Below are 26,051 nucleotides of genomic sequence, written 5' to 3'. Positions count from 1 at the left end.
AATATTAAAGGGTACTTAAAGGATCAACATAATCATGCCCAAAAACATCAGCAACTGCTTTGTACGTTACTTGGCCTTTACAAACATTTAATCCTGCAAGTAAATGTTTATCTTCACTTAATGCTTTAGCATAACCATCGTTTGCAATTTTAACTAGATATGGAAGTGTTGCATTGTTCAATGCTATAGTTGAAGTTCTTGGAACTCCACCCGGCATATTTGCTACACAGTAATGAATAACGTCATCAATGATATAAGTTGGATCACCATGAGTTGTTGGTTTACTGGTCTCAACACAACCCCCTTGATCAATTGCAACATCAACAATTACAGATCCTCTTTTCATTAATTTTAACATTGGTTTAGTAACTAATTTTGGAGCTTCAGCACCTGGAATTAAAACACCTCCAATTAAAAGATCAGCTTCTGCAACTAAATTATTTAAATCAATTTTATCACTTTGTTCTGGAATAATTTTATCACCAAACATTTCAACTAGTTGTTTCAATCTTGCTTCAGATTTATCAACAATATGAACTTTAGCTCTCATCCCAGTTGCAATCACAGCAGCATTTTCGCCAACAACACCACCCCCTAAAATAACAACAGTTCCTCCTTCAACTCCAGGAGCTCCTCCTAATAAAAGACCTCTACCGTTTTGATTTTTTTCTAAACAATGTGCACCAGCTTGAACAGACATACGTCCAGCAACTGCACTCATCGGTGCAAGTAATGGTAATCTTCCATTATCATCAGTCACCGTTTCATAAGCTATACAAATACCTTTAGATTTAATTAGTCCCTCAGTTAATTCTTTAGCTGCTGCTAAATGAAGATAAGTGTAGACGATCTGATTTTCTCTAATCATCTTAACTTCACCTGATTGAGGCTCTTTTACTTTAACAATAATATCTGCATCATTAAAAATATCTTCAGCTTTATCAATGATTTTAGCACCAACACTTGTGTATTGTTCGTTTTCAAAACCAGCTTCAAATCCACCATTGTTTTCAACTAAAACTTCATGACCTTCTGATATTAAAGTCTTAACACTATCAGGAGTTAATCCAATACGATGTTCTTGTGGTTTGATTTCTTTAGGTACACCTATTCTCATAGTTAATTCTGCTTTCTTTGATTAATAAATTTTGTCTAGTTTTTTTGGTTTTTTTGGTAATTAGTAATACCAGTTCTTAACTTTTCAATAATTTCATCAATATGTTTTTCTTCACAAATGAATTGAGGGGCTATAATTAAACAATCTCCTGTAGCTTTAAAGTTAACACCAGCTTCATAACATGCTTTAAAACATTCAAATCCAGCTTTGCCTGGTTTAGTGTTTAGCTTCATGTCTATTCCACCCATCATTCCATATCCTCTAATATTGTCTACAGACTCTAGATCTTGAAGGGAGAACAATCCTTTTTGGAAATAAGGAGCTAAATTTTTTGCTCTATTGAAAATATCATCTTTTTCAAAAATTTCTTGCACCGCAAGAGCAGCTGCTACTGCAACTGGAATTCCTGAATAAGTATAACCATGAAATAATTCAACTGCACCAGTTGGTGAAGCATCCATTACTGCATCATAAATATAATCGTTACATGCAACAACACCCATAGGTACAACACCGTTTGTTGTAGCTTTAGCCATTGTCATAATATCTGGAGTTACACCAAATTCATCTGCACCAAATTTAGAACCTGTTCTGCCCCATCCTGTAATTACTTCATCAAAAATTAAAAGTATTCCATGCTTGTCACAGATCTCTCTTAGTTTTTGTAAATATCCTTTTGGTGGAACTAATGTTCCAGTTGATCCAGCAATCGGTTCAACTATACAAGCAGCTATATTTTCACCACCAAAGTTTTGACAAATAGTTTCTAAATCATTTGCTAAGTAGTCTCCAGTTTCTGGTTGACCACTTACAAATTTATGTTCTGGTAAATGTGTATGTCTAATGTGTTGGACACCTGGCATTAAAACACTTGCAAATGTTTTAATATTGTTAACCATTCCTCCAACTGAAATACAGCCAATATTCATTCCATGATAACCACGCTCACGTCCAACAAATCTAAATCTTTCTGCGTGCCCTTTTGCTCTATGATAAGCTACAGCAATTTTAATTGCAGTCTCTACAGCTGTAGATCCACAAATTGTAAAAAACATTTTATTTAAATCACCAGGAGTGTGTTTTGAAATTTTTGTAGCTAGTTCAAACGAACCACCGAAACCTTGTTGAAACGGTTGAGCGTAATCCAATGTTTCTAATTGTTTTGTAACAGCTTCTGTAATTTCTCTTCTTCCATGACCCAGTGGATTACAAAATAAACCTGAGCTCGCATCTATTTGTGTTTTTCCATGGTGAGTTTTTAAGTAAACACCTTTAGCTTCTGTGATTAATCTAGGGTTTGCTTTAAAATCTTTATTAGATGTAAACGGCATCCAATGTTCATTTAATGAATTAGGTACTGAAGTTCTATTTTCTGAGCTCATAAATATTCTCTCTTTATGTATGTAGTGTTATAATTTTATTCCTAACTATTAGACTAAATCAAAAGGTTTTCTAGAATTATTTTTTTCTTTAAAGCTTATAATTTTCTACAACTTGAGATTGCAAAACAATAACAATTTGTTTTACATCCTTTCAAAATTCAATTTAAATGGAAATAATTTAATTAAATTACTAACAGAGGAATAATAATGAAAAAAATAATTGGTTTTATTCTTGGTGCTGTAGTTGCTCTTAACTTATCAATGTCAGTTGCTAACGCTGCTGCTAAAGAAGTTAGAGTTGCATTCTTTTTAGAATGGCCTACTCCAAACCAAGAAGACAAAGTTAAAATGATGTTTGATAAAGCTCTAGGTGTTCCGGTGAAATGGACTAACTTTTCAAACGGTGGTGCAATGACTGACGCTATGTTAGCAGGAGATATAGACATCTCTTACTCACAAGGTTTAGTGCCATTTATTAATGCTGTTAAATCTAAAGCACCTTTGAAACTTGTAGACGTTGCTATGGAATACGGAATGGGTGGTACAACTTGTGTTACATCTAAAGCTTCTGGTATTACATCAGCGAACGGTTCTGAGTTAGAAGGCAAAAAAGTTGCAGTTCCTCTAGGAACTATGGCTGAGTATGTTTTTGATGAAAGTATGAAAGTTGTTGGTGCTGATAAAAGCAAAATGACTGTTATTCAAATGGACCCTGAAGAAGGTGCTGCTGCACTAGTTTCTGGTGACGTTTCAATGGCTTGTTTATTTGGTGGTAACTCTATTAAAGCAGCTTTAACTGTTGGTACAAGATTGTTAACAGTTCAAGCAGCTCGTGATGCAGGTATCAAAGGTATCGATATTACATCTGTTACTGATAAATTTATGAAAGAAAACCCAGGAATGTTGAGAACTTTCATAGAAGTAACTCATGAAGCTAATGCTAGATACGCAGCTGGTAAAAGTGATATGAATGTAATCGCAAAAGATGCTGAGATGAAACTTGGAGATATGAAAGAAACTTTAGGTGGATTTGTATTCTTGAATGCTGCAGATACTAAAAAATCTATGGAATCAGGTGGAACTCTTGATGGTTTCTTAAAAGGAATGGGCACTCCTAACGGAGCAGTAGATACAAGCTTTTTACCTCTATAATTTAGAGAGTAAGATAAAATTAGATAGGCGCCAATTTATTAAATTGGTGCCTATTTTTTTAAATAAAATTTAATATAAACTTATTTCTATGAGTGATTTAATTTCTCAAAATCTAAACATGATCTTTAAAACTCCGAAAGGAGAAACTGTTCATGCACTAAAAGATGTAAATTTCACACTTAAAAAAGGAGAACTTTTAACTGTTCTTGGTCCTTCTGGATGTGGAAAAACAACTTTACTAAATATTACAGCTGGCTTTCTTAGACCAACTTCAGGAGTAATTACTCTTAACGGAAATGAAATTAATGGTCCAGGGGTTGAAAGAGGAATGGTTTTTCAACAAGGTGCTTTATTTGAATGGTTAACAGTTGCTGAAAATGTGGACTTTGGCTTGAGAATGAAAAAAGAAGATCCAATTAAAACAGCAAAAAAAGTTGATGAATGGTTAAATATAGTTGGCTTACAAGGCTTTGGAGATACGCCGACTTATCAATTATCTGGTGGTATGCAGCAAAGAGTTGCTCTTGCACGATGTTTAATTAATGATCCAGATTTAATTTTAATGGATGAACCTTTAGGGGCGCTAGACGCACTAACAAGAGAAAAAATGCAGTCATTAGTTTTAAAGATTTGGAAAGAAACAGGAAAAACAATTATTTTAATTACCCACTCAGTTGAGGAAGCTTTGTTACTTGGTGAAAGATTATATGTAATGGCACCAAGACCAGGCCGAATACATAAGGAGTATAAATTACCCTTTGCTTCAATGGGGATAGATGGTGATTTAAGAGAAATTAAAAAAACTAAAGATTTTGGAAGTAAAAGAGAAGAAATTCTAACCATGATTTGGAACATGGAAGAAGAAATAATGGGTAAAGATATTTAGTATGATTACAGGTATTATAACATTTTTAATTATATTTGCCGTTATAGGTTCTATTCTTTATGGAATAAAATTAGCCAAGACTGAAAAAATAGATGCTGTTTTTGGGAACCCTGAAAGAGCCAAAGGTGGAGCTCACTGGATTATTGTTGGAAGTAGTTTTTTACTAATAGCATGGCTTTATTATTCATGGGATTTAGCAAAGTCTTTTTATCCTCAGTCTGCTAATGAACTTTGCCAAGTTGCAAAAGTTAACGATTCGATGCTTTCATTAAAGTATTTGTTTCCAATAAATGAAAGGGAATTTAAAAGTACTTCAATTATTAAGGCTGAAAATAGTAATATTGAAAAATTAACTAATGAAATTAGAAATTCATCAGTAATAAGAAATCAAGATAAAGATAGACTTTTAGGTTTTATTCAAAAAACTAAAAGAACAATTCCATTGTTAACTAATGAGGACCTTCTTGAAAATGAAACAAAAATTAAGATCAGTGAACTAACTAATAGAATAGCTTGGTTAACAGAAGATTTTCAAAAGATAAGTTATCCACCAATAAAAAGTGTTGAAGAAGAAAATGCAAGAATTGAAGCTTTAAAAATACAAGGTGGATGGGGATCTTCAGGAACAGCTGTAGAAAATACCATAGAAATTCCAACTATTCCTGAAACAAAAAAAGGATTAAAGTTTGATGCTGCGGCAAAAGAATTAACTTTAATTAGTGATGATTTTTTCAAATTAAGAAATCATAATTCACAATACAAAACTTTGATGAAAGAAATCAAAGATGGAATAAAAAAATATAGATCAGAGCTAGATGACACACAAGAGGTGGCATCAATATTAGCAAAAGATGTGCTTAAAATTGCAAGAAGAATTGAATACGCAAGCATATTTCCTCCAAAAACTCTTGATTCTATGCAACAAGCAATTTTAGAATTTGATGTTATTCAAAAAAAAGAACAAGGAAGTCTAAGATTAATTGATATATTTTTATTTCCTACTGGAACAATAATTTCAAGTGGTCCTAATTGTTCAGAGCAAGGTTCTGGTAGGTGGCTGCCTAAACCATCAGATACTTTAAAAAAATTTACACTTTTATTAAAACCAAGTGTTGGATTTAAAAATATTCCGCTGATTTGGTATGAAATGATGGATGTTAGTAAAGTAGTTGGCTTTATTTTACCAGATTGGATAGCAGATATTATCCCTGGTAAATACCCAGTTCATAGTGATGACGGAACTGTAAAACCAAATTTTAAAAGTAAAGTTTTAAATGTTGTTACTGGTGAATTCAAGTTATTCAAAATACCAGTACCTATGGGTCACATATGGGATTTTTCCTAAGAGTATTCTTAGGCCTAGTACTTGGAATAATATTTGGTGTACCGCTTGGCTTATTGATGGGTTTAAATAGATTTGCTAAAGGGTTCTTTGATCCATTAATTGAATTGTATAGACCAGTTCCTCCACTTGCTTGGGCTCCATTAGTTATTACTGTATTTGGAATTGATAACGTTGGAAAAGTATTCTTATTATTTATGGTTTCATTTTCAATTATGATCATCTCTGCTAGGGCTGGTGCTTCTGGAACTCAATTATCTAAAATTCACGCTTCACACTCTCTTGGTGCATCAAAGTGGCAAATATTAAGATACGTAATTTTTCCAAACTCATTACCTGAAATTTTAACAGGAGTAAGAGTTGCAGTTGGGATGTGCTGGGGGACTTTGGTTGCAGCTGAATTTTTAGCTGGAACGACAGGTATTGGATTTGTTGAAAATGTTGCTAAAAAATATTTTCAATATGAAGTTATTTGGATAACTATTTTTGTAATGGGAATGTTAGGTTTACTATTTGACATTGCTTTAAGAAAAATTATTGATAAAACCATCCCATGGCATGGAAAAGGTTAGAGTTTTGAGCTCTATAAAAAAAATTTTGAATTACTTTGCAAGGCCAGTTGATTTTTTTTTAGCCATTATCTTACTGCCTTCGTCTCTAATAATGTTATTTTATAGAAAAATTGGTTCCCATAAAATGACACTGTCAACTTATTTGCTAAAAAAAATTGGGATTTTTCCAATTATAAAAAATTATTATGAACCACAATTTGATTTTGATAAACTTAAAACTGATTTAAAAAAAAAAAGAAATTTGCCTGGTGTCAATTTAAACACCGAAAATCAATTAAATCTTTTAAAAAAATTTGAATATAAACAGGAGTTAATTGATTTAAATCTTGATAGTAAAAATTCTAATATTAATTTTAACATTGATAATAATTTTTTTGAAAGAGGGGATGCAGAAATTTACTATCAAATTATAAGATTTTTTAAACCTAAAAAAATTGTGGAAATTGGATCTGGTCAATCAACATTGATAGCTCTTGAAGCAATTAAAAAAAATAAACTTGAAAATAATTATTCAACTGAACTCATATGTATTGAACCTTATGAAAATAATTGGCTTGAAAACTTAGGAATTGAAATAATGCGAAAAAAAATTGAAGATGTTGATTTAGATTTATGCAAAAGACTTAAAGCTAATGATATTTTATTTATTGATAGCTCACATATTATTAGACCACAGGGAGACATACTAAAAGAATTTTTAGAAATTTTACCCTCATTAAATCCAGGTGTTATAATACATATACATGATATTTATACACCAAGAAATTACCCTGAAAGATGGCTAAAGAAAGAAAATAGATTTTATAATGAACAGTATCTTCTAGAAGCTATGCTTGATAATTCTAATAGATATTCTGTTATGCTTGGATTAAATTTTCTTAAAAATGATCATTTTGATAAATTAAAGATTTGCTGCCCTTATTTAAAAGAAGATACTGAACCAGGCTCTTTTTATTTAAGAGTCAATTAAAATGAAAATAAATTCATTAAAAGATTTAATAAAAAAAATATTTATTTCACATAAACTAAGAAAAGATCACGCTACTATCTGTGCTGAAGCTTTAATTAATGCTGAACTAGTTGGGGCACCTTCACATGGGTTATCTAGATTAAAAATGTACTGTGATCGAATATCTAAAAAAGTAATTAATCCCAAAGCTAAAATTAAAATTAAAAAAATTTCCCAATCGATTGCTCATGTTGATGGTAATAATAGTATTGGTTTTGTTGCAGCAGATATTGCTATTAAAACAGCAATAAGTAATGCTAAAAAAACTGGTATTGGCTTAGTTGCGGTTAAAAATAGCGGTCATTATGGTTTGTCTGGTTATTATGCAGAGCAAGCTGTTAAAAAAGGTTTAATGGTGATGGTGTTTACTAATGCTCCTCCAGCTGTTGCACCTCATGGAGCATTAAAAAGTTTATTTGGAACAAATCCTATTTGCTTTGGAACACCTACGGGATCTAAAGTTCCTTTTATTCTAGATACATCAATATCAATGATTAATAGAGGAAAAATTAGAATAGCTGCAAGAGAAGGAACAAAAATTCCTGAAGGTGTTGCTTTAGATAAATATGGTAAACCCACAACAGATCCTAAAAAAGCTTTAGAAGGTGTTCAATTACCCATAGCAGGTTTTAGGGGATCTGGTTTAGCATGGATGGTAGATATTTTAAGTGGGGTCTTTACAGGGGGTAATCATGCAGGTCGTGTTAAAGATCCTTTTACAGACTTTAGTGGACCTCAAAATATAGGTCATTTATTTTTTGTTCTAAAACCTAATTTATTTGTTGGAAATAGTTATAATAAGAGAATTAAAGATAATATTAAAACAATAAAAAAATTACCTAAAATCAAAGGGGTGAAAGAAATTCTTTATCCTGGGCAAAATAAATTCAACAAATATAAGAATAACCTTAAAAAAGAGATTAAAATTTCCAAAAATATAATGGAAGATTTAAATAGTTTATTGAAATAAAGTTATTATAATAAGCTTCTGATATGCGTCCTGTATTTAAAATTATTATAATATATGAAATAGTTTTTTTTATTTTTTGGAATTTTCTATATTATTCTAACCCTGGTGTTGAAAGTTGGTTTAAATTAGAAAATCTAACAGCTGTGTATACTGTTCTATCAACTATGGCTTTAGGATTTAGTTTTGTATATGTGGTTTTTATTACTGCAAAATTAACAGGTATGGTTAAAAAAATTAAATCCCTAAAAGATCCAAGATCAAATTTTTAATTAACAAATAGTTTTAGCAAATTTTATAATATCTTTAACTAGCAACTCTGGTTCTTCCATTGCTGCAAAATGTCCACCACTTGGCATCTCGGTCCATTGCGTAATATTAAATATTCTATCAACATAAGATTTTGGAGGCCATTCAGACATCTCGGCTGGAAAAATTGCAGCAGCGGTTGGTATTTCTATTTTTTTAAAGTCTTTAGGAAAAAAACGTCCACCCTCTTCTCTTCTTCCATAATAAATCCAAGAAGCTGTATTAAAAGTTTTTGTAACTACATAAACCATAATATTTGCTAATAAAGTATCCTTTGAGTAAGCACTTTCAATATCACCATCTTTTAAATCAGACCAAGAATACATCTTTTCAATAATCCATGCTGCAATACCAACGGGGCTATCCATCATACCGTAACTCAACGTTTGTGGCTTTGTTGCTTGTTGCGTTCTATAGCCATCCTGCATTATTTGATCTTTATCAAACCTTTTTTGCCATTCTTCTTCTTGCTTTGATTGTGGGCCATCAGCATGACGCATAGTTAAACAATTAATATGAATTGCCTTACATGATTTTGAATGATCATAACCAATCCAGTTAGCAATAGTTGCCCCCCAATCTCCACCTTGTGCTAAGTAATTCTTATATTCAAGGTTCTCTATTATTAATTTATTTAATATCTCAGCTATTTTTCTTGGACCAATTGGCTTAGACGGTCTACCTGAAAATCCAAACCCGGGTAAAGAAGGCACAATTACATCAAATGCATCTTCAGTGTTTCCACCAAATCTTTCTGGGTGTGCAAGTTTTTCAATTATATGTAAAAACTCTACAACTGATCCAGGCCATCCATGCATAAGAAGTAATGGAGTTGGGTTAGAGCCACTACCTTTTTCATGAATAAAATGGATTTCAATATCATCTACAACAGATGTAAAATTTGAAAATTTATTTATTTCTGCTTCATGTTTTCTCCAGTCAAAATCTTTGACCCAATAACTTGATATTTCCTTCATGTAATCAAGATTACTTCCATATTTCCAACCACCATCATCTGGCATTTCATGCCATGGATAATTTTTTACCTTAGTATAAATTTCTTGAAGTGTTTTATCGGAAATATTTAGCTTAAAAGGCTTAATCATTATTAATTTACAGTGTATACTTTTTAGAAATTCATACTAAATATACCTCATGCTTTCAAATAAAGAAATTGTTTGTCCTAATAACCTTCTAGACCATGCACATAAGAAAAAAGGTGTTAATGCTGCTATCGTTAATGCGGGTTTACCCTTACCAATGCTCTCAGTTCAGGATGCTGTTAAAGAAAACTTAATTACACCTATTTTTATAGGGGATAAAAAAGAAATTGTTAAATGTGCTGAAGATTTAAAATGGGACATCTCTTCGTATGAGATAATTCATGAACCTGTAGAAAATAACACGGCAGCAATAGCTGCAAAACTTGCAAGTCAAGATAAGGTAAAAATTATTGTTAAAGGTCATATCCATACTGATATTTTAATGAAAGAAGTTTTAAAAAGAGATTACAATTTACTTGGAAAAACTAGACTTAGCCACATATGGCATATGACAAATACTAAAGACGACAAGCCTCTTATAATTACCGATGGTGCTTTAAATGTTTTACCTAATATAAAAACAAAAATGCATATCTTAAGAAATGTAATTGATTTTTCAAATCGTATAGGAATTAAAAGGCCAAAAGTTGCAGTTCTATCAGCGACAGAAGAAATTTTAGATAGTGTACCAAGCTCTATTGATGCAGATGAAATTACAAAACTTGCAAAAGAAGATAATTTAAATGCAGATGTTTTTGGTCCCTTGGCATTTGATAATAGTATTTCAAAAAAATCTGCTGCTATAAAAGGTGTTAAGAATATTGTAGCTGGTGATGCAGATGTATTGTTGGTTCCAAGTGTTGAAACTGGAAATAGTTTAGTTAAAATGATGATTTACTTTATGGGTGCTTGTGCAGCAGGTGTTGTTGTAGGTGGTAAAGTCCCAATAGTAATTACTAGTAGATCTGATGAAGCGCAAGCTAGATTGGCCTCTATTGCAGCTGCTGTTGTTGCTTTAGACTAGTTCTTCATTGAAATAATCTTATTAATGTTTTAAATAAAGCTTTAAAATTAGAGAGGGAAACAATGGCTATAACTTATTTAAAAAAATCACCAAAAACATCATCAACAGATGACACTAAAACAACTGGAATTGTTCAAGATTTATTAAAAAATATTGAAACTACTAAAGAACAAGGTTGTATCGATCTTACAAAGAAATTTGACAAGTATGATGGTGATATTATTGTTTCTAAAGAAAGAATTGAAGAAATCAAAAAAACGTTAGATCAAAAAACAAAAGATGATGTTCAATTTTCTTACGAAAGAGTTAGAAAATTTGCAGAAGCTCAATTAAAAAATTATGGTCAAGACTTTGAAGTAGAACTTTCAGATGGATTATTTGCTGGTCAAAAGCTAATACCAGTTAATACTGCCGGATGTTATGTGCCAGGTGGTCGTTATGCACACATTGCATCAGCTGTTATGAGTGTGACTACAGCAAAAGTTGCAGGTGTAAAAAATGTTATCGCCTGTAGCCCTCCAAAAGAAGGTGTAGGTGCTCATCCAACAATTATTTACACAGCTGATCTATGTGGTGCTGATGTAATTTTAAATTTAGGTGGTGTCCCAGCAATTGCTGCAATGACTAATGGTTTATTCAATAATCCTGCAGCTGATATTATTGTTGGTCCTGGAAACCAGTTTGTAGCAGAAGCTAAAAGAATTTTATTTGGAAAAGTAGGTATTGACCTTTTTGCAGGTCCTACTGAAATTGGAATTATTGCAGATGCTAAAGCTGACCCTGAGATAGTAGCTGTAGATTTAGTTGGTCAAGCAGAACACGGTTATAACTCACCTTGTTGGTTATATACCACAAGTAAAGAACTTGCAGAAAAAGTAATGAAAAGAGTTCCAGAGTTAATTGTAGAATTACCAGAAGTTCCAAGAACAAATGCAGATGCTGCTTGGAGAGATTATGGTGAAGTTATTCTTTGTGATACCGATGAAGAAATGGCAACTATTAGCGACGAGTATGCTCCAGAACACTTAGAAATTCAGACAGAAAATTTAGAATGGTTTCACAAAAGACTTACAAATTATGGTTCTTTATTTATTGGTGAAGAAACAACCGTTGCTTATGGAGACAAGTGTTCAGGAACCAATCATATTCTACCAACTAAAGGTGCAGGAAGATACACGGGTGGATTATTTGTTGGTAAGTTTGTTAAAACTTTAAGTTTCCAAAGAATGACCAAAGAGTCTACTGAGTTAGTTGGTGCTGCAGCAGCAAGAATTTCTAGATACGAAGGAATGGAAGCTCACGCAAGAACAGGTGACGTTAGACTTAAAAAGTACGGTTATTCTAGCTAAACTTAGATAATTTCCATTAGCACTGTTAAAGCCAAAATAGACATAAAAAGAATGATTAAATAATTTATTCTTTTCCATACTTTTACATTCTTAAGATATTTAGAAAAATATTTTGAAAGATACCCTAGTATAAAAAAAAATAGGAATGAAGAAATAGCTGCCCCAGTACCAAAGTAATACTTATCCACTTGACTAAGGCTTTTGGAAAAGTTTCCTAAGAAAAATACAGTGTCTGAATAAACGTGGGGATTTAGAAAAGTAAAACCTAAAGTTTTAAATAAAATACTAGGTAAATTATTAGTTTTATTGTCTATATTAAATGAAGTCTCTGAAATTTTGGTTTTAATCTTTCCCCAGATAAAATGTAGTAAAAATATTAAGAGTAAAATATTAAAAATTAACTCAACTGTTGGTGTGAAATAATTATTTAAATATTGAAATAAAAAAATTCCTAAGAAAATTAATAAAAAGTCAGATATTGAACAAATTATACAAACAAAAAATATATATTGTTTTTTTAACCCTTGTTCTATGACAAATACATTTTGAGCACCAATTGCTAAAATTAAACTTAATCCAGTTAAAAAACCTAACAATAAATATTCCATTAAGTTTTATTAAACTCTTTTTTTACCCTGAACAACCCTATCAAGTATTAATGCAACAAATAAAATAGCTATACCCGCAAGTATACCTTGTCCAACATTGGCATATTGTAATGCCTCTAGAACATCTTGTCCTAAACCTTTTGCACCTATTAGAGATGCTACAACTACCATTGCTAAACTTAACATTACCGTTTGATTAACACCTGCTAAAATTGAAGGTGTGGCTAGTGGTAGATCTACTTTTCTTAGTAAATACCATTTAGTTGCACCGTATGCGATAGCTGCTTCTCGAATTGTTTCTGGTACTCCACGTAAACCTAAAACTGTAAGCCTTACAACAGGAGTTCCACCAAAAATCATAGTAATGATTACCGCTGCAACCTTTCCAGTTCCAAAAAACGCTATTACTGGAATCATAAATACAAAGGCTGGCATTGTTTGCATGAAATCCATTATCGGTCTAATTAATGAATAAAATTTTTGTCGCCTTGCACAAAAAATTCCAAGTGGAATACCTATTGCAATACTTAAAATTGCAGCTGTTCCTAATAAAGCAAGTGTCGTCATTGCTTTTACCCAAAAACCTAAAAACCCCATGTAACCCAAAAATCCTGCTGAATATATTGCAGCTCTAGGTCCTGCTGATAGTCCTGTTAGGGTAACAATTGCAGTTATAATTACAATCCAAGGAGTTTTAACAAACAATAACTCTAAAAAATCTAATACCGACCTAATACCAATTGTTATAGCAGTAAAAATCACATCTCCTTTAACGACAGCATAATCAAAAATAATCTCTATCCATTTAATTGAAAATAATCTTATTTCTGGATGGGTTGGGAACGTATCCATTACCTGAAGTAAGCCTGGAAAACTATAATGGATAACAGTAAAGATCATTATAACAGATGTAAAAACACTACTGTAGATGTAATTTTTCATCTGCATACCTGGATGAATAGATTTATCAGATAACCATTCAGAATATTTCTTTTCTAAAATTGAATTCGCTAAAACACCTTGAGCAATCTTAACTACTATCAATAAAATAAAACCAAACATAGCAATCCAAATTGCAGAAGCTTCTACTCTAGTAATTTCATCAAGATAGCCTTGCATAGCATCCTCTAAAGATTTTATGTTTCTTTTAAATACATCAATTTTATCTGGATTATTTTCTATCGCTGCTTCTAATTGTTTATTTCTAAAAGCTATTGTACCTTGAACTTGCTCAACTTTAGCAATAGCGTCTGCCGTAATATTACCAAATAAGCCTCTGATGATTTGTACTACCGAAAAAGTTTCAATAATTAAAAAAGCTAAAGTCCAATTCCAAACATTACGCATTCCAAACCAAATTGGCCCAAGTATGAATGCAAATAAATTAAATGAAAATGAGTAAGTAGGTTTACTACCGATTTTTTTAAACTCTTTGATATAATAATATGGATTACTTTTTACAAAGTCAGTAATTAATTCATCTCTAGGTGGATTTATAATTGCTTTATTCTCCATCACTGCCCTCTACAACTGCTTTAAGTAAATCTGCCTGTGTTATCACACCAATATTTTTTTTTTCATTATTGATTACTAATATTGGTTCATCTTTAATTGAAGATTTTTTTATTAATTTGTTTAATAAATCATTTTCATGAACACTTTCTAAGTTTTTTCTTTTTGATCCAAATTCCTTTTCAAATTTTTCAACAGGCTGCATGATAGATTTAGCTTGAACGATTTTTAATCTAGAAATTCCTTTAACAAAGTCTGCCACATAATTATCTGCTGGTTTCATGACTATTTCTTCTGGCGTTCCTATTTGAATAACTTTTCCATCTCTCATGATTGCAATTCTATGACCTACTCTTACTGCTTCATCTAAGTCGTGAGTTATAAACACTGTGGTCTTTTTCATTTGTTTTGAAAGTTTGATAAATTCTGCTTGAAGCTGTCTTCTAATCAATGGATCTAATGCACTAAATGGTTCATCCATTAATAAAACATCAGGATCTGCTGCTAAAGCTCTTGCTAATCCAACTCTTTGTTGCATTCCACCTGAAAGTTCGTGAGCAAATTTATTTCCCCAGCCTTGAAGCTCTACAATATCTAAAATCTTGTTAGCAGCATCCAATCTATCATTTTTACTAATACCTCTTATTTCAAGTGGCATTGCTATATTGTCTAATACTGATCTATGAGGCATTAAAGCAAAATTCTGAAAAACCATACCTATCTTTTTATTCCTTAGATCTTGCAATCTTTTTGAGTCGAACTTCATTACATCTTCATTATCGATTAGAATCTGACCTGAAGTTGGCTCTAATAATCTATTAATATGTCTTACTAAAGTAGACTTACCACTGCCAGAAAGACCCATTACGCAAAAAATCTCTCCCGTTTTAACGTCAAAAGAGACATCGGATACACCAATTACTGAATTATATTTTTCTAAGGCTTCTTGTTTTGAAATATGTTCATTTTGAATAGCATTTAACGCTTCTTTGGAATTATTACCAAATATTTTCCAAACATTTTTTATTTCAATAGCTGAGTTCATCAGATCCGTTCAAAAATTTAATAATTTTTTTTCAAGAAATATACCCGGCAACAAATAAAGCTGCCGGGTAAAAATTTAACTTAACTTAAAGTCCTAACCAACCGTCAACTTTAGATTTATTATTTTCCATCCATGCTCTAGCAACATCAGCTGGTTGTTTTTTTTCAACTGAAATTTGGTAGGCCATTAACGAAACATCATCTGCTGATAATTGAAAATTCTTAAAGAAATCAACAATTGCAGGAGATTGTGCTTCTAAAGAAGTTGCCCAACCAATTTGGATTTGCTTAAGAGCATCTTTTGATGCAACATAAGATTTTTTGTACCAGTCAGCATCTTCTTTAGGTTGAACCATTTTATATTTAGCTTTATCAAATTTAGGTTCTGTCAACATTACAACATCAGCCATTCCCCAAATTGCATGGGGCTTATAACAATAAAATGCATAGCCCTCACCTTTTTTAATTGAGTCAAGCACTCTTGCATTTTTTACAGCTTCGGCTGCTCTGATAGGTTCAATACCTGCATCATATAAACCATAATCTCTAAGTTTAACTTGGTTTACATTTGCAGAAGCCCATCCATCTGCTCCAATCCAAAATTCACCTTTTCCATTGCCATCGCTATCCATTGCTTTTACAACTTCTGGTCTAGCTAAGTCTTCAATTGCTGTAATATTCATTTTTTTAGCAAATTGTTGAGACACACAATATCCTTGGTTTCCTTCATAAGGTTTTGAACTTAACTTAAGAGTTCCTTTAGGAACTAAATCATTAGTATAAGCCTGCTGATTAGGTAACCAGATATCAGGGTGAACATCTATTTCACTTTTACCTCTATGAATTGCTGCGTAGATCGCAGTATTATTTCCTGGAACTAATTCTGCTTCTCCACCCATTTTGTCATTAACAACTGCTGCTAATAAATTTGCAATAGCTGTTGCACCTGTCCAACCTGGATCTCCTATTTTAACTTTCTCAGCAAATGTTGAAAAAGTAGCAAATAAAGAAATTAAACCAGCTACAAGTGTAGTTTTTATTATTTTCATTATATCCCTCTCGATTAATTTAAAAACGAAGCATAACTTAAAACTTTTGAGCAAGTCAAAGAAAATTAGCTACTTATTATGATTGTTATGAGTGAATTTTAAGAGTGACTAATCCAGATAGTCTTAGTTTGAAGGTATTGATCTAACGCTTCTGTACCTTGATCTCTACTTAATGAACCTGATTGTCTGTATCCACCAAAAGGTGTTTTAATGTCACCTTCAGAAAAAGTATTAACTGAAACGGTTCCACATGGAAGGCTTTTAGCCATATGAAAAGCTCTATCTATATCTTGAGTAAACACACTTGCATGCAATCCATACTTAGAATTACTTGCAATTTTTAATGCTTCTTCATCACTATTAATTGTAAGAACACCTAATACAGGTCCAAAAATTTCCTCTTGAGCAATTGTCATATTCTCTTTTAAATTATCAAATAGAGTTGGTTTTGCAAAAAAACCTTTTTGATCATCACTTGAAACTCCACCAAATAATAGCTTAGCTCCTTCATCAATTCCTTTTTGAATATAACCATCAACTGTTGCTAAATGTTTTTTAGAAATCATTGACCCCATATTACTTTCTGGATCTAGTGGATCTCCAGCTTTAAGAGCTTTTACTTTTTTTGAAACCTTATCTAAAAATTCATCTTTAACTTTACTATGAATTATTTGTCTCATATTTGCTGAACAATTCTGTCCACCATTCCAAAAAGCAGAATTAATTGCATTATCAATTAAATCATCTGTAATCTTTGCATCTTCTAAAACTATAAACGGACTTTTTCCACCCATCTCTAAACCAATTGTTTTTAAATTACTTTCACCTGAATATTTCATGAATAGTCCACCAACTTCTGTTGAGCCTGTAAATGAAATCGCATCAACATCATCATGTCTACCAAGTGCTTCTCCAACATCTCCAAAGCCAGGTACTATATTTAAAACTCCATCAGGAATTCCTGCTTCTTTAGCAATTTGTGCAACTCTAATTGCAGTTAAAGGTGTGTCTTCTGCTGGCTTAATTATAACTGAACATCCAGCAGCTAATGCTGGTGCCATTTTCCAAACTGCCATCATTAAAGGGAAATTCCATGGAACAACTCCTGCAACAACACCTATTGGTTCTTTAACAATTAAACTAGTTAGTGATGGTTCTGTTGGTCCAACTTTACCAAATACTTTATCTATTAATTCTCCATACCACTGAAAATGCATTGGAGCATCATTTGCAACCTCATTAATGCAGTCTCCAATTAATTTTCCTGTATCCACACATTCAAGAACAGAATTTTCTTCTCCAGTTTGTCTTAGTAATTCTGCAAATTTAAGCAAAACATCTTTTCTAAATTCTGGAGATGTTCTAGACCAAACGCCACTATTAAAAGCTTTTCTTGATACTTTTACCGCAAGGTCTACGTCTTTATGATTACATTTTGCAACAGAACAAAGAGTTTCACCCGTTGCAGGATTTATATTTTCAAACTTTTCACCATCAATAGCATCAACGTACTTACCATCAATAAAAGCTCTACCTTCGAATTTAATCTTGCTTGCTATAGATTTATAATCAGAAGCCATTAATCTGCATTTGCAGTCAATGTTTTAATTTCTAAAATATTTTCATTAGGGTCTTTAACAAAAAATGTCTCTTGCTCATATTTGGTACCTTTAAACCTTAAATAAGGTTCATCGTAATATTTGGCACCATTGTCTTTTAATCTTTGTTTAAGAGCATTAAAATCTTTTCTAGATAAATGAACACCGAAATGTGGAACAGAAACATTACCCATATCGACATCATGTCTTTCACTATCCATTTTATGTTCACTAGCATGAAGAGTTAACTCATTTCCCCAAAAATCTACATCAGCCCACTCTTGTGCTGAATTATCCAATCTACAGCCTAACGTCTCACTATAAAATTTTTTTGCTACTTCAAGATCTCCACATGGTACTGCTAGATGAAAGCAATTAGTGTTTTTGTACATAAGTTTCTCCTCTTTAAATTCGTTATATAATGACTATATAGTCCAATATAATATTTTAATCAATAAAAGCTAAATTCATGAATAACTTTTTACAATCTATAATAGATAGAGATCCTGCGGCAAAATCTAAGTTAAGTTTAATTTTAACTTATCCTGGTGTTAAAGCAGTTTTTTTTCATAAAATTGCTAATTTTTTTCACCTTGCTAAGTTTTATTTAGTAGCAAGAATAATTTCACAACTATCAAGATTTTTAACTGGAATTGAAATTCACCCTGGTGCTAAGATTGGAAGAAATTTATTTATTGATCATGGTATGGGTGTTGTAATTGGTGAAACTTCTGAAATTGGAAATAATGTGACTATTTATCATATGGCAACATTAGGTGGGATTGCACCAAGCATTAATTCAAATGACCAAAGACAAGTTAAGAGACACCCAACATTAAGTGATTGTGTCGTAGTTGGTTCTGGTGCTCAAATTTTAGGACCTGTAACGATTGGAGCAAATGCTAAAGTTGGAGCTAATGCAGTTGTTACTAAAGATGTTCCTGAAAATGCAGTAATGGTTGGAATACCTGCTAAAAATGTTGGAACAGCAACTGAAGAATTTAAACCTTATGCTGTTGAAGAGGTAGATAAAGATACTTCAAACTAATGAAAAATACTCAAGATAATTTTATTTCAGGTATAGGTAATACTCCTTTAATCAAACTTAGAGCAGCATCAGAAATTACTGGATGTAATATTTATGGTAAAGCCGAATTTATGAATCCTGGTGGTTCTGTTAAAGATCGTGCAGCACTTACATTGATTAGAGATGCTGAAGAAAAAAAATTAATCTCTAAAGGTGGAACAATAGTTGAGGGTACAGCTGGTAATACTGGTATAGGCTTATGTCTACTCGGTAATTCACTTGGTTATAAAACAATCATAGTCATGAATGATAACCAAACCCAAGAAAAGAAAGATCTACTTATAAATATGGGTGCTGATTTAAGATTAGTTCCAGCTAAACCTTATAAAGATGATGCAAATTTTGTAAAAGTTGCAGCAAAACTTGCTGATGAATTAAGACCATCAAATAACAATGGAGTTGTTTGGGCCAATCAATTTGACAATGTTGCAAATGCTAAGGGTCATTATGAAACAACAGGACAAGAGATTTGGGAACAAACCGAAGGTAAAGTTGATGGTTTTGTATGCTCGTCTGGAACAGGTGGGACAATTTCAGGAGTAAGTAACGCTCTTAAAGAAAAGAATAAAGATATAAAAATATTTCTATCTGACCCTAAAGGTTCTGCTCTTTATAATTATATTAAAAATGGTGAATTAAAATCTGAGGGTGGCTCAATTACCGAAGGTATTGGATCAAGTAGAATTACAAAAAATTTTGAAAATGCTAAAATAGATGACGCCTACTCTATTGATGACCATGAAGCGCTTCCTATACTTTATGATTTAATTGAAAATGAAGGTTTAAGCCTTGGTACTAGCTGTGGAATTAATATTGCTGGTGCGATTAGAATGGGTAAAGAACTTGGTCCTGGAAAAACTATCGTTACAATACTTTGTGATAAAAGTGAAAAGTACGCTACTAAAATGTTTAATAAGAAATTTTTAGAAGAAAAAGGTTTGCCTTTTCCTAACTGGCTTTAAATATAAATCTTATCGGCTAATCCATAACAAAGAATGGCACTAATAATTGTGAAAACTAATGGTGCAATAATAGCTTCATTTGAATCGTTCATAACACCTGTCTTATCGATCTTAATTGAGTAAGTATTAACAATTAATACGCAAAAATTTTGAACAAAAACTAAATTGAAAAATGCCCACGTTGCTTCGACACCATTTGGTCTTACAAACATAATATATAATGCCATCAAGAAAGAACCTAGAAATATTGCACCTGTCATCCGCATAACAGTTGCAGCTGTCTCATCAATTTGAAATTTTTCTCTATATCTTTTGTTATCAATAATCATTTGATAAGCATAAAAACCCAAGCCTAAAAAATGAATAGAGAATAAAATTAAGTAAAAAATACCATTAAATTTTTCAATCATAAGTCTAATCTTTAATTAAATTTATAATACAGGATTTTTATTAAATGATTATAGGCTTTATGCGCACAGTAAATTTATACAAGAAATAGTTGTATAAAATTTTTGCATACCTGGTGACAAAATATAGCATTTTAAAATAAATCTAAATCTATTAATTTTGAACAATAATAACTAACAAGTGAGATTAATATAATGCAAGCAATATATACCAGAACAATGAGAGTAACGGATGATGGTTTAGGTAAAGCTATGGAGGTTTGCCAAGGTTTAGCTAAGGTAAGAAAAAAATATTTTCCTAAACACCAAATCTATTTTTCTTTTCAAGTAGGTGGTGATCCGAGAACAATACGAGAAACTCTAATTGGCACAATGTTTGAAGGAGAAAATGAAGCTGATGCAAAAATGTCAGCTGATAAAAAATATCAAAATCTTCAAAAACAATTAAAGAAAGTTGCAGTTGAAGGAACTATTGAAGATGAAATCAGAGTCATCTTTAGTGAATAAATAGATAAAAAGGAGATAACAAATGAAAAACTATATAGTAACACACACTTTTAAATCAAAAGAAGCAAAAGCTAAAATGATGGAAGTTACTGGTTCAATGTCAATGGAAGATATGACCAAAGCAATGACAAGTGATAATGCAAAATGTCAAATGAGCTGGAATACACCAGGTGATAACTTAACAATGTTTTGTTGGTGGAAAGGTGCTGATCCAGACGCAATTAACAAACAATTAGAGTCTATGAACGATTTCTATGAACCTCACAAATTTGTTGAGTGTACAGATGATATTATAGATTTTAATGCTAACTAAAAAAAAGGAAAGAGGTAACGATGAAACTATTTGTCCAATCGATACAAGGACCAGAAAATGCTGTGAATGGTGTATTCCCAATTATGATTGCATCACAAGCAGCTGAAGCAGGACATGAGGTAAGCATATTTTTAGCTGGAAATGCTGTCTCTCTAATGAAAACTGAAATAGTGGATAATATGTCAGCTATTGGTATCGGAAAATTAAGTGATCACATAAAAGTTCTAAAAGATAAAGGAGTTACAATTCATTTATCTGCAGGAAGCTGTAAAGCAAGAGGTATTACCGAAGATGATATCAAAGATAAAAATGGAGTTTTGTCAGGACCTCCAGGATTATTAAAACTTGTAGAAGAAGCTGAGAAAGTTCTGTCATACTAAATTAATAACCACAAAAAACGAAAGAGGAAAAATGATACTAAAAATAGAAGGACCAATAGAAACTTTTGCAAAATGGAAAGCAATGGTTCACAGTAATGCAGAAAAGATCAAAAAATATGGAATGACATTTCTTTATGCAGGATCTGAAAAAGGTGATGACAGTAAATTCATTGGAATAGTTAAATTTGACACTATGGAGGGTGTTGAAGCTTTTAAAGCTGATGAGGAACTTCATAAAGAAAGAGCTGCAGCTGGTGTTGATTTAGCTAATTCAGTTACAACACCAATGGGAGATGATCTTCTAGAACAATACAAGGGATAAACCATGTCGATATTAGCAAAATATAATGCAGCAATGGAAGCTAAAGATGAAGCTACTATGAATGAACTTCTACATGATGATTATAAGTTTACGATGCATGCGTCAGGTAATGTTTTAGGTAAAGCAGATGTAATCAAATGGGCAATGAGTGGTGACATTAAAAGAGATAAAGTTAGAGTTCTTTTTGAGAATGATGAAATTGGTGTTGAGCATGGATTTGTTACATTTAATGATGGAAACACAGAAGCTGTAATGGCAGTCTTTAAATATCAAGATGGAAAAATGATTTCACTTGAAACAGGTGCAACAAAAATACTTAAATAACTAGTTGGGTCATTTTGCACATGCAAAGTGACAATGTTGGTTATATCAAAAACTTATTATTTTCCTTTTGTTTGGTTAACTAATCAAACAAAGGAAAATATGAAAAAAATAGTAATAACATTATTCTTAGTACTTTTCACAAGTTCAGTTTATGCAGGTTCTTGCCCAATGATGGCAAAAAGTATAGATGATAAAATTGCAGAAGCACAAATGCTAAGAGATCAAGGTATGGCAGCTCATGATGCTGGTGATCATGCAAAATCAGAAGAGTTATTAGCTGAAGCTATGGAGCTTTTTAAAAGTTAATAAATAATTATATATATTTAGCGGGATTTCATTTAATGTTATTAAATGAGTCTCGCTACTTCATATGGATTTCTAATCCTAGCAGTTGTTCTAGGGGTAACTTCAAATAGTTTTGCAAAAAGTGCTGAAGGGTTCACTCTTCTAATTCCAAGTATTATTACAGCCATTACCATTGTTTTATGTATGTATGCATTATCTATGGTGATGAAAAATATCCCAATGGGAATAACTTATGCATCATTTGCTGGATTAACAATTATTTCAACTGTAATTGTTGGTATAATTAGATTTAATCAAATGCCAAATCTTTATTCAATGATTGGTTTAGGTTTGATCATTATAGGTGTGCTAATGGTTAACTTGTTAGGAAATAATTAATTATGATTTCAAAAAAATATTCGCAACACTTGTTTATGATTTTTATGTCATTTGGAATGAGCGTTATAATGAGTGGTGTAGTTACTGCGGTGAACACTGGCATTGGTGATGGTTTTATTGAAAGATATTTTAACTCTTGGTTATTTGCTTTTCCTGTAGCATTATTTGCAGCTATTACTTTGGCTCCAATTTTAAGACCTCTAGTTAATAAAATTGCCTCAAAAGATTAGTTATAAAAGAATTGTAAAAATTTTACGGAAAAAAATATTGTAAGAAGAGTTTTTTAAATTATTGAAACTTTATTATTTATCAAAATTTAATTCAATAAATATATTTAACATAAAGTAAAATAAATGTTTTGAATGCAATGTTTGAAAATGTTATTGTGTAAATGTATATAAAGGAGGTCGATTATGAATTTATCACCACCTGACACATAACTGGTGTGATTAAATAATCAAAGACTAATTAAGATCGAAAAAATATAAAGTCCATTATTATGGATTTTGGCGTATACCGCTAACTTATAGGGGAACTCTTTTGGGCTTTCTGAAAGGGTGAACCCCTTAAAAAAAAGTTAAAAAACAGATGGCAAAACGTGAGTACCATCATCATCTAAAGTAATATCAAATTCATCAACAACATTAGAAATATCTAGCGACGAATATAAATGTGGAAACATAGTTCCATCTGAAGCTTGTTCCCAAACTAAATGATCTAGTTTTAAAGTGTCTATCTTTAATAAAATTAAATCTTTTTGATTTAGGTAAAATTTTTTAAGAGTTCCAGCAATTTGATCATCACCGGAAAAATGAATGTAACCATCTTCTAAATCTTTTTTAGAACCAGTTAATTGACCTTTTTTCTTAATCTCTTGCCATTCAGATTTGGTACATATTTTATAAACAAATTTGAAATTCATTTAAAATTTATATTATTCAGTGAGGATATTGACAATAAGAAACTTCCCTCTTACGAGGGAAGCTAATATTAACTATCTAATAGAGAGAGAAGATAATGTTAATTTTTGAATTCTATCCGCTCCTTATAGACAGCAAATTTCAATATTGAAATGACATATTGTCACTACAGCAATGCAAAGATTGGATAGCTTATTTTATTTGTTCACTTAGTGAACATCTTACCAGGATGAATTTGGTTGAGCTAGAAACTCTATTTCCTCAGGAGTAGATTTTCTACCTAACACTAAGTTTCGATGAGGATATCTATGAAATTTCTTTATTACTAAGGTGTGATCTTTCCAAGATTTTTTGATAGAGATTAAACCTGGATGATCTTTTAAGAATTTATCTAGTAGATAATAGGCCATATCATGATCTGTGATCTCTTCACTGTGAATTAGTGGCAATATCATAAACAATCTTTGATCTTGATCCATTTCATCTAAAAAGCCTGCATAAACAGAATCGTTAACTATCAACCTTGCTTTATGATCTTGGATAAAAGCTTTTGGATCATCTCTAAACATATTTCTTGAAAATTGATCAAATAAAATAACTAGAGCCAAAGATCCAAGGGAAGTGTCTTGCCAATCGTCATATTCGTTTGTACTTGCTAATTCATAATCTTTTAAAAAGTTTTCTTTAATTAATTCATCAAAATCTTTATGTTTTTGAAATCTTTTTTTTGGTGGAGTGTCTTTAAACCAAAAATCTAATATTTTTTTTGCTCTTGTATGCATTTATTTTGAAACTGGTTCTAAAAGCTTAAGTATTTTATTGTGAATAGATTGATTAGATGAAACTAAAATATTTCCAGCATTAACTGCGTCTCTATTATCCCATGTTGAAACAATACCTCCTGCAGCTTTTATAATTGGCATCAATGGATGAATATCCCAAATTTTATTAGTAGCCTGAAAGACAACATCAATTTTCCCCTCACATAAATGGGAGTAACTTAATGCATCTGCAGTTGGAAATTGCATTAATTTTAAAACTTTTGGAATTGTCATTTGTTGTTTAAGAGAGACCGCTCCATGAAATGCCCCTGATACTTTTATCTGACTAAATGGTATATTTTTTGAAACAGAGATTTTTCTTTTTTTGCCTTTTTCAAAAACAAAAGAGTTTTTATTATCAAAATTTAAATAGTATTTATTTAGTATTGGAAAGTTTGCTAAACCAACAACGGGCATACCTTTAAAATTAAGAGATATTAAATTGCTCCATGTTGGATTGCCTATTACAAATGATCTTGTTCCATCAATCGGGTCTATAACCCATGTGTAATCACTAGTTGATTTTTTGTGACCAAATTCTTCACCTATAACTTGATGACTTGGAAATTTTTTTTTAATCTTTAATCTAATAAATTTTTCAAATGCTTTGTCAGAGCTTGTAACAGGATCATAACCTTTACCTTTAAGTTTGTTAGATATCATGAAAGTTTTATTAAGTTTTGAAAAATAAAATTTATTTAAGTCTTTTGCTAAGGTATTTAGAAAGTTAGAATATAACTTATAATCCTTCTTATTTAATAAATTCATTAAATTATATTCTCAATTTGTTTTTCAGCTTCTTTAATTGATTTCTCGTAATCTAACGCCATTTGATCAGCACTTATTACTTCAACTTTTTCAATTCCAAAGAAATTTAATATAAATTTTAACCATGGAGTTAAAAAATCCTCTGAGCTATTTAATTTAGTTCCACCTGAAGTAATTACTAAATAAGCTTGTTTATTTTTAAGCAATCCTTCTCTTCTCCCATTAGCTTTAAACCTAAAAGTCTCTCCAATTCTTGCTGCTAGGTCACACCAAGCTTTAAGAGTTGCTGGAGGGCCATAATTATAAATTGGTGCTGAAATTATGATGATATCACTTTCTTTTAATTCACTTACAAGTTTATCTGATAGTTCAAACATTTTTTTATGCTCTTCAGTCTGGTCTTTTTTTGCAATCTTCATTCCAGACTCAGTTAAACCACTTACAAAAAGCATATCGTCATCTAAATCTCTATAAATTACTTCATCACCTGGTTTTTTGATTTTATCTAATAATTTTTTTGCTAATGCTCTTGAGCTTGAGCCTTCTTTTCTGGCACTTGAGTCAATTTGATAAATTTTCATAAGTATAGATTG

The 26,051-nt window shown here is 31.5% G+C and carries 31 protein-coding genes and 1 pseudogene; 18 read left to right on the top strand and 14 right to left on the bottom strand.

From position 1 onward, the window contains the following. Positions 1-4 precede the first annotated feature (4 nt). On the bottom strand, positions 5-1,117 hold the full coding sequence (gene ald / locus ABXT53_RS02255; protein ID WP_415291037.1) for an alanine dehydrogenase: 1,113 nt from the start codon (positions 1,115-1,117) through the stop codon (positions 5-7). Between the two features lie 35 nt (positions 1,118-1,152). After that, positions 1,153-2,499 carry an aspartate aminotransferase family protein gene (locus ABXT53_RS02250; RefSeq protein ID WP_415278850.1) on the bottom strand — a complete coding sequence of 449 codons (1,347 nt, stop codon included), beginning with the start codon at positions 2,497-2,499 and terminating at the stop codon, positions 1,153-1,155. Positions 2,500-2,706: 207 nt separating this feature from the next. Here ABXT53_RS02250 and ABXT53_RS02245 point away from each other — a divergent pair, with 207 nt between their 5' ends. The 6 genes and pseudogenes from ABXT53_RS02245 to ABXT53_RS02220 all read left to right on the top strand — a co-directional run bounded on the left by ABXT53_RS02245 (position 2,707) and on the right by ABXT53_RS02220 (position 8,699). Then, positions 2,707-3,651: an ABC transporter substrate-binding protein gene (locus tag ABXT53_RS02245; RefSeq protein ID WP_415291036.1), complete on the top strand. Its 945-nt coding sequence runs from the start codon at positions 2,707-2,709 to the stop codon at positions 3,649-3,651. A gap of 88 nt (positions 3,652-3,739) precedes the next feature. Beyond that, the gene (locus ABXT53_RS02240; RefSeq protein WP_415278847.1) at positions 3,740-4,537 is read left to right on the top strand and encodes an ATP-binding cassette domain-containing protein; all 798 of its coding nucleotides are present in this window, start codon (positions 3,740-3,742) and stop codon (positions 4,535-4,537) included. A gap of 1 nt (position 4,538) precedes the next feature. After that, a pseudogene (locus tag ABXT53_RS02235) lies at positions 4,539-6,451 on the top strand (ABC transporter permease subunit). Then, positions 6,438-7,421, top strand: a complete 984-nt coding sequence (locus ABXT53_RS02230) for a class I SAM-dependent methyltransferase (protein ID WP_415291035.1) — start codon at positions 6,438-6,440, stop codon at positions 7,419-7,421. The pseudogene ABXT53_RS02235 and the gene ABXT53_RS02230 overlap by 14 nt, the downstream one beginning before the upstream one ends. Position 7,422: 1 nt before the next feature. Beyond that, positions 7,423-8,430 (top strand): Ldh family oxidoreductase, encoded by a 1,008-nt coding sequence (locus ABXT53_RS02225; RefSeq protein ID WP_415291034.1) that lies wholly within the window; start codon positions 7,423-7,425, stop codon positions 8,428-8,430. A 23-nt stretch (positions 8,431-8,453) separates the two neighbouring features. Further along, positions 8,454-8,699, top strand: a complete 246-nt coding sequence (locus ABXT53_RS02220; RefSeq protein WP_415291033.1) for a hypothetical protein — start codon at positions 8,454-8,456, stop codon at positions 8,697-8,699. Here ABXT53_RS02220 and ABXT53_RS02215 read toward each other — a convergent pair whose 3' ends face one another. Next, complete coding sequence (locus tag ABXT53_RS02215; RefSeq protein WP_415291032.1) at positions 8,700-9,842, bottom strand: epoxide hydrolase family protein; 1,143 nt, start codon at positions 9,840-9,842, stop codon at positions 8,700-8,702. A 49-nt stretch (positions 9,843-9,891) separates the two neighbouring features. On the opposite strand from ABXT53_RS02215, the gene ABXT53_RS02210 reads away from it, so the two are divergent. Both ABXT53_RS02210 and hisD read left to right on the top strand, forming a co-directional pair. Further along, on the top strand, positions 9,892-10,803 hold the full coding sequence (locus ABXT53_RS02210; RefSeq protein WP_415291031.1) for a bifunctional enoyl-CoA hydratase/phosphate acetyltransferase: 912 nt from the start codon (positions 9,892-9,894) through the stop codon (positions 10,801-10,803). A 62-nt stretch (positions 10,804-10,865) separates the two neighbouring features. Further along, on the top strand, positions 10,866-12,152 hold the full coding sequence (hisD, locus tag ABXT53_RS02205) for a histidinol dehydrogenase (RefSeq protein WP_415291030.1): 1,287 nt from the start codon (positions 10,866-10,868) through the stop codon (positions 12,150-12,152). A 2-nt stretch (positions 12,153-12,154) separates the two neighbouring features. On the opposite strand, the gene ABXT53_RS02200 is transcribed toward hisD, so the two are convergent. The 6 genes from ABXT53_RS02200 to ABXT53_RS02175 form a co-directional block, all read right to left on the bottom strand. Then, positions 12,155-12,760 (bottom strand): LysE/ArgO family amino acid transporter, encoded by a 606-nt coding sequence (locus ABXT53_RS02200; RefSeq protein ID WP_415291029.1) that lies wholly within the window; start codon positions 12,758-12,760, stop codon positions 12,155-12,157. 9 nt (positions 12,761-12,769) lie between these two features. Further along, positions 12,770-14,275: an ABC transporter permease gene (locus tag ABXT53_RS02195; RefSeq protein ID WP_415291301.1), complete on the bottom strand. Its 1,506-nt coding sequence runs from the start codon at positions 14,273-14,275 to the stop codon at positions 12,770-12,772. Continuing rightward, positions 14,265-15,317 (bottom strand): quaternary amine ABC transporter ATP-binding protein, encoded by a 1,053-nt coding sequence (locus tag ABXT53_RS02190; RefSeq protein WP_415291028.1) that lies wholly within the window; start codon positions 15,315-15,317, stop codon positions 14,265-14,267. Before ABXT53_RS02190 ends, ABXT53_RS02195 begins: the two co-directional genes overlap by 11 nt. Positions 15,318-15,402: 85 nt before the next feature. Further along, positions 15,403-16,365 carry a glycine betaine ABC transporter substrate-binding protein gene (locus ABXT53_RS02185; RefSeq protein WP_415291027.1) on the bottom strand — a complete coding sequence of 321 codons (963 nt, stop codon included), beginning with the start codon at positions 16,363-16,365 and terminating at the stop codon, positions 15,403-15,405. 98 nt (positions 16,366-16,463) lie between these two features. Beyond that, positions 16,464-17,945 (bottom strand): aldehyde dehydrogenase, encoded by a 1,482-nt coding sequence (locus tag ABXT53_RS02180; protein WP_415291026.1) that lies wholly within the window; start codon positions 17,943-17,945, stop codon positions 16,464-16,466. Then, positions 17,945-18,355, bottom strand: coding sequence for a VOC family protein (locus tag ABXT53_RS02175; protein WP_415284124.1), 411 nt, complete (start codon positions 18,353-18,355; stop codon positions 17,945-17,947). Before ABXT53_RS02175 ends, ABXT53_RS02180 begins: the two co-directional genes overlap by 1 nt. Positions 18,356-18,432: 77 nt before the next feature. Here ABXT53_RS02175 and epsC point away from each other — a divergent pair, with 77 nt between their 5' ends. Together epsC and ABXT53_RS02165 are read left to right on the top strand one after the other, a co-directional pair. Further along, a complete protein-coding gene (gene epsC, locus ABXT53_RS02170; RefSeq protein WP_415291025.1) occupies positions 18,433-19,011 on the top strand; it encodes a serine O-acetyltransferase EpsC in 579 nt (192 codons plus the stop codon). Then, positions 19,011-20,012, top strand: a complete 1,002-nt coding sequence (locus ABXT53_RS02165; RefSeq protein WP_415291024.1) for a cysteine synthase A — start codon at positions 19,011-19,013, stop codon at positions 20,010-20,012. Before epsC ends, ABXT53_RS02165 begins: the two co-directional genes overlap by 1 nt. Here the strand turns inward: ABXT53_RS02165 and ABXT53_RS02160 are convergent. After that, positions 20,009-20,422 (bottom strand): hypothetical protein, encoded by a 414-nt coding sequence (locus ABXT53_RS02160; RefSeq protein WP_415291023.1) that lies wholly within the window; start codon positions 20,420-20,422, stop codon positions 20,009-20,011. The genes ABXT53_RS02165 and ABXT53_RS02160 overlap by 4 nt on opposite strands. Before the next feature lie 192 nt (positions 20,423-20,614). Here ABXT53_RS02160 and ABXT53_RS02155 point away from each other — a divergent pair, with 192 nt between their 5' ends. The 8 genes from ABXT53_RS02155 to ABXT53_RS02120 all read left to right on the top strand — a co-directional run bounded on the left by ABXT53_RS02155 (position 20,615) and on the right by ABXT53_RS02120 (position 23,179). Next, entirely contained in the window at positions 20,615-20,926 is a 312-nt protein-coding gene (locus ABXT53_RS02155; RefSeq protein ID WP_271480689.1) for a hypothetical protein, read from the top strand. 22 nt (positions 20,927-20,948) lie between these two features. After that, entirely contained in the window at positions 20,949-21,239 is a 291-nt protein-coding gene (locus tag ABXT53_RS02150) for a hypothetical protein (protein ID WP_271480687.1), read from the top strand. Between the two features lie 20 nt (positions 21,240-21,259). Beyond that, positions 21,260-21,619, top strand: coding sequence for a DsrE family protein (locus ABXT53_RS02145; RefSeq protein WP_415291022.1), 360 nt, complete (start codon positions 21,260-21,262; stop codon positions 21,617-21,619). Positions 21,620-21,650: 31 nt separating this feature from the next. Further along, entirely contained in the window at positions 21,651-21,941 is a 291-nt protein-coding gene (locus ABXT53_RS02140) for a hypothetical protein (RefSeq protein WP_415291021.1), read from the top strand. A gap of 3 nt (positions 21,942-21,944) precedes the next feature. Next, positions 21,945-22,265, top strand: coding sequence for a nuclear transport factor 2 family protein (locus tag ABXT53_RS02135; RefSeq protein WP_271483212.1), 321 nt, complete (start codon positions 21,945-21,947; stop codon positions 22,263-22,265). Between the two features lie 99 nt (positions 22,266-22,364). Continuing rightward, positions 22,365-22,571 carry a hypothetical protein gene (locus ABXT53_RS02130; protein WP_415291020.1) on the top strand — a complete coding sequence of 69 codons (207 nt, stop codon included), beginning with the start codon at positions 22,365-22,367 and terminating at the stop codon, positions 22,569-22,571. Positions 22,572-22,616: 45 nt separating this feature from the next. Further along, positions 22,617-22,949, top strand: a complete 333-nt coding sequence (locus tag ABXT53_RS02125; protein ID WP_415291019.1) for a DMT family transporter — start codon at positions 22,617-22,619, stop codon at positions 22,947-22,949. A gap of 2 nt (positions 22,950-22,951) precedes the next feature. Beyond that, positions 22,952-23,179, top strand: a complete 228-nt coding sequence (locus ABXT53_RS02120) for a DUF2798 domain-containing protein (RefSeq protein ID WP_415291018.1) — start codon at positions 22,952-22,954, stop codon at positions 23,177-23,179. Between the two features lie 347 nt (positions 23,180-23,526). On the opposite strand, the gene ABXT53_RS02115 is transcribed toward ABXT53_RS02120, so the two are convergent. The 4 genes from ABXT53_RS02115 to ABXT53_RS02100 form a co-directional block, all read right to left on the bottom strand. Continuing rightward, entirely contained in the window at positions 23,527-23,871 is a 345-nt protein-coding gene (locus ABXT53_RS02115; protein WP_415291017.1) for a DUF952 domain-containing protein, read from the bottom strand. A gap of 219 nt (positions 23,872-24,090) precedes the next feature. Beyond that, on the bottom strand, positions 24,091-24,651 hold the full coding sequence (locus ABXT53_RS02110; protein ID WP_415278820.1) for a DUF924 family protein: 561 nt from the start codon (positions 24,649-24,651) through the stop codon (positions 24,091-24,093). Continuing rightward, complete coding sequence (locus ABXT53_RS02105; RefSeq protein ID WP_415291016.1) at positions 24,652-25,458, bottom strand: inositol monophosphatase family protein; 807 nt, start codon at positions 25,456-25,458, stop codon at positions 24,652-24,654. Further along, positions 25,458-26,039, bottom strand: coding sequence for an FMN-dependent NADH-azoreductase (locus ABXT53_RS02100; protein WP_415291015.1), 582 nt, complete (start codon positions 26,037-26,039; stop codon positions 25,458-25,460). Before ABXT53_RS02100 ends, ABXT53_RS02105 begins: the two co-directional genes overlap by 1 nt. Positions 26,040-26,051 lie beyond the last annotated feature (12 nt).

It is taken from the genome of Candidatus Pelagibacter sp. Uisw_136 (assembly GCF_047720275.1).
Lineage (GTDB): Bacteria > Pseudomonadota > Alphaproteobacteria > Pelagibacterales > Pelagibacteraceae > Pelagibacter.
The sequence above is the reverse complement of the archived record's forward strand: the minus strand, read 5'-3'. Positions and strand labels throughout refer to the sequence as shown.